This is a genomic window from Acidisphaera rubrifaciens HS-AP3 (genome assembly GCF_000964365.1).
Lineage (GTDB): Bacteria > Pseudomonadota > Alphaproteobacteria > Acetobacterales > Acetobacteraceae > Acidisphaera > Acidisphaera rubrifaciens.
The window spans coordinates 1-3,367 of record NZ_BANB01000233.1 but is presented as its reverse complement, the minus strand read 5'-3'; the positions used below and the strand labels follow the sequence as shown (position 1 = coordinate 3,367).

General features: G+C 71.4%; 4 protein-coding genes. 3 read left to right on the top strand and 1 reads right to left on the bottom strand.

Annotated features, from left to right (window positions below; all coding sequences use genetic code 11):
• The 3 genes from B8460_RS21760 to B8460_RS08070 form a co-directional block, all read left to right on the top strand.
• On the top strand, positions 1 to 213 hold a 213-nt coding region (locus tag B8460_RS21760), incomplete at its 5' end, for a hypothetical protein (protein WP_048861078.1).
• Between the two features lie 17 nt (positions 214 to 230).
• Positions 231 to 1,760, top strand: coding sequence for an acyl--CoA ligase (locus B8460_RS08075; RefSeq protein WP_048861079.1), 1,530 nt, complete (start codon positions 231 to 233; stop codon positions 1,758 to 1,760).
• Positions 1,761 to 1,765: 5 nt separating this feature from the next.
• Positions 1,766 to 2,743 (top strand): 2-dehydropantoate 2-reductase, encoded by a 978-nt coding sequence (locus B8460_RS08070; RefSeq protein ID WP_048861077.1) that lies wholly within the window; start codon positions 1,766 to 1,768, stop codon positions 2,741 to 2,743.
• Positions 2,744 to 2,777: 34 nt separating this feature from the next.
• Here the strand turns inward: B8460_RS08070 and B8460_RS08065 are convergent, their stop codons facing one another.
• The gene (locus B8460_RS08065; RefSeq protein WP_048861076.1) at positions 2,778 to 3,275 is read right to left on the bottom strand and encodes a hypothetical protein; all 498 of its coding nucleotides are present in this window, start codon (positions 3,273 to 3,275) and stop codon (positions 2,778 to 2,780) included.
• Positions 3,276 to 3,367 lie beyond the last annotated feature (92 nt).

The following is a 3,367-nucleotide window of genomic DNA, read 5'->3' as shown; positions in this document are numbered from 1 at the left end:
GGCGGCTATGATCCGCCGGTGGTCGCCGATCACGACTCCGCCGCCTATCAGAAGGACCTGGCCGCCTGCCAGAAAAGCGGCGGGGCGGCGGCGGACCGGATCGCCAAGGCCACGTTTCCGATGTTCATGACCTACCCGATTTCCTGGCCGATCGAGCAGCGCATCCAGATCTCCCGCTGCATGACCGCCAAGGGCTACAAGGACCGCGGGTGAACAAGGGGCTTGCCGACATGAGGGACTATCCCGCCGACACGATCCTCGGGCTGCTGCGCGCGGGCGACGACAGGGCGCCCGCGATCGGCGCGCCGGGCCGGCCGTGGCTCACGCATGCCGGGCTGCGCGCGCTGGCCGGGGCGACGGTCGGCGCGCTGAACGCCATGGGCATCGGGCGCGGCGACCGGGTCGCGATCGTGCTGCCGAACGGGCCGGAGATGGCGGCCGCCTTCGTCACCATCGCCTGCGGCGCCTCCACCGCGCCGCTCAATCCGGCCTACAAGGCCGAGGAGTTCGATTTCTACCTCGCGGATCTCGGCGCCCGCGCGCTGGTGATCGCGCGCGGCATGGACAGTCCCGCCCGCGCGGTCGCGGCGGCGCGCGGCGTGCCCATCGTGGAGCTTGACGCCGCCGCCGACGCGCCGGCCGGGACGTTCGCCCTCGATGCCGGCGGCCTGTCGGGGACCGCCGCCTCGCCGGGGCCGGCGGGGCCGGAGGACGTGGCGCTGGTGCTGCACACCTCGGGCACCACGTCGCGGCCGAAGATCGTGCCGCTGCGCCAGCGCAACGTCACCGCGAGCGCCTATCACATCGGCGCCAGCCTGGAGCTGACGCGCGACAACGTGTGTCTCAACATCATGCCGCTGTTTCACATCCACGGGCTGATCGCGGCGACGCTCGCCTCGCTCGCGGCCGGCGCGGCGGTGTCGTGCACGCCCGGCTTCAACGCCTTCCGTTTCTTCGGCTGGTTCGCCGAGGTGCGGCCGACCTGGTACACGGCGGTGCCGACGATGCATCAGGCGATCCTCGGCCTCGCGGAGCGCAACCGTGCCACGATCGAGGCGGGGCGGCTGCGCTTCCTGCGCTCGTCGTCGTCGAGCCTGCCGCCGCAGGTGATGACGGCGCTGGAGGCCGCGTTCGGCGTGCCGGTGATCGAGGCCTATGGCATGACCGAGGCGAGCCATCAGATGGCGTCGAACCCGCTACCGCCACGCCCGCGCTATCCGGGCGCGGTCGGCGTCGCGGCGGGGCCGGAGATCGCGATCATGGACGAGCACGGCAAGCTGCTGCCGTCGGGTGCGCTGGGCGAGGTGGTGATACGCGGGCGCAACGTCACCGACGGATACGAGAACAACCCGGCCGCCAACGCGACGGCGTTCCATGACGGCTGGTTCCGCACCGGCGATCAGGGCGTGCTGGACGAGGCGGGCTATCTGCGCCTGACCGGACGGCTGAAGGAACTCATCAACCGCGGCGGCGAGAAGATCAGCCCGATCGAGGTCGATACCGTTCTGATGGACCACCCCGCCGTCGCGCAATGCCTGACCTTCGCCGTGCCGCACGACAAGCTCGGCGAGGAGGTGGCGGCGGCGATCGTGCTGCGCGACGGGGCGGAGGCGAGCGAGCACGCGCTGCGCGACTACGCCGCCGGGCGGCTCGCCGCGTTCAAGGTGCCGCGCCGCATCGTCTTCCTCGACGAAATCCCGAAAGGGGCCACCGGCAAGCTGCAACGCATCGGGCTGGCCGAGAAGCTGGGGTTGGTCTGAGCGTCATGCGCATCGCGATCTTCGGCGCCGGGGCGATCGGCGGCTATCTCGGCGTGCGGCTGCAACAGGCCGGGCTGGACGTGACCTTCATCGCCCGCGGCCCGCATCTGGCGGCGATGCAGGCGGACGGCGTGACCCTGATCAGCGGCGAGGAACGGGTGACGGTGCGCCCGCGCTGCGTCGACAGCGCCGCCGAGGCGGGGCCGCAGGACTATGTGTTCGTGACGTTGAAGGCGCACGCGCTGCCGGGCGCCGCGCCGGACATCGCGCGCATGCTGGTCGATGACGACGCGGCGCTGGTGACCGGCATCAACGGCGTGCCGTATTGGTATTTCCACGGCGTCGAAAGCCCGTATGCCGGGCGCCCGGTGCAGAGCGTCGATCCGGGCGGGCGGCTGCTGGAGATCCTGCCGCCCGCGCGCGCGATCGGCTGCGTCGTCTATCCGGCGGCGGAGGTGGAGGCGCCGGGCGTGATCCGCCACACCTATGGCGACCGCTTCATCCTCGGCGAGCCCGACGGCAGCCGCAGCCCGCGCGTCGAACGCCTGTCAAAGGCGCTGGTCGGCGCCGGCCTGTCGGCGCCCGTGCGCACGCGCATACGCGACGACATCTGGGTGAAGCTGTGGGGCAACATGGCGTTCAACCCGCTGTCGGCGCTGACCGCGAGCACGCTCGACCGGCTGGCGTTGCAGCCGGACCTGCGCGCCGTCGTGCGCGCGCTGATGCTGGAGGGACAGGCGATCGCGCGGGCGCTGGGCGTGCGGCTGGCGATCGACGTGGATCGCCGCATCGAGGGCGCGGGCGAGGTGGGGGCGCACAAGACGTCGATGCTGCAGGATTTGGAACGCGGCCGGCCGATGGAGATCGACGCCCTGCTCGGCGCCGTCGTCGAACTGGGCGAGGTGGTCGCGGTGCCGACGCCGATGTCCGCGATGATCCTGGCGCTGGTGCGCGAGCGGGCACGGCAGGCCGGCTGCTACTGAGCCGGCCTGCCGCCTTTCGCAGGCCGCGCCGGGCTTATTTCATCGTTATGATCACCGCGTCGCCGCCGAGCGACAGCATCAGGCCGACCCGCTTGGCCTTGAGATGCATGATGACGCCGTTGTCGTTCTGCAGCCACAGATCGCCCACGCTCCTGTCGCCGGCGACCGCGCCGTAGCGTCCCTGGGCATAGGTGCCGGCGAAATCGGCGACCGAGCGCATCTTGTACACGTCGCCATGCGCGTCGATGGTCGAGGCGCCGATACCGCCGATGCCGGCGCCGCCGACGTTGAACGGATAGGCATGGCCCTTGTAGTACAGCGTCCCGTAGCCGCCGCCGGCGCTGCCGATATAGGCGACCTGGACCTGCCGCATTTCCACCGTCCCATCCGGCTGCAGCCCGGCGATGGCGTCGGGGCCGACCTTGAGCGACGACGAGCAGGCGGCGAGCACCGCGAGCGGCGCCAGCAGCGCCAGCCGGCGGGTAGAACGGGCGGCCACGCGGCGCCGCACCCAACGCGAGCCGATGTTCATGGATGTTTCCCCTGTTCCGATCGGCCGCCGGTACGATGCGGCGGCCGAACGGGGGGACACTAGAGCGGTAGCCGATCAGTCTGGATCGTAGC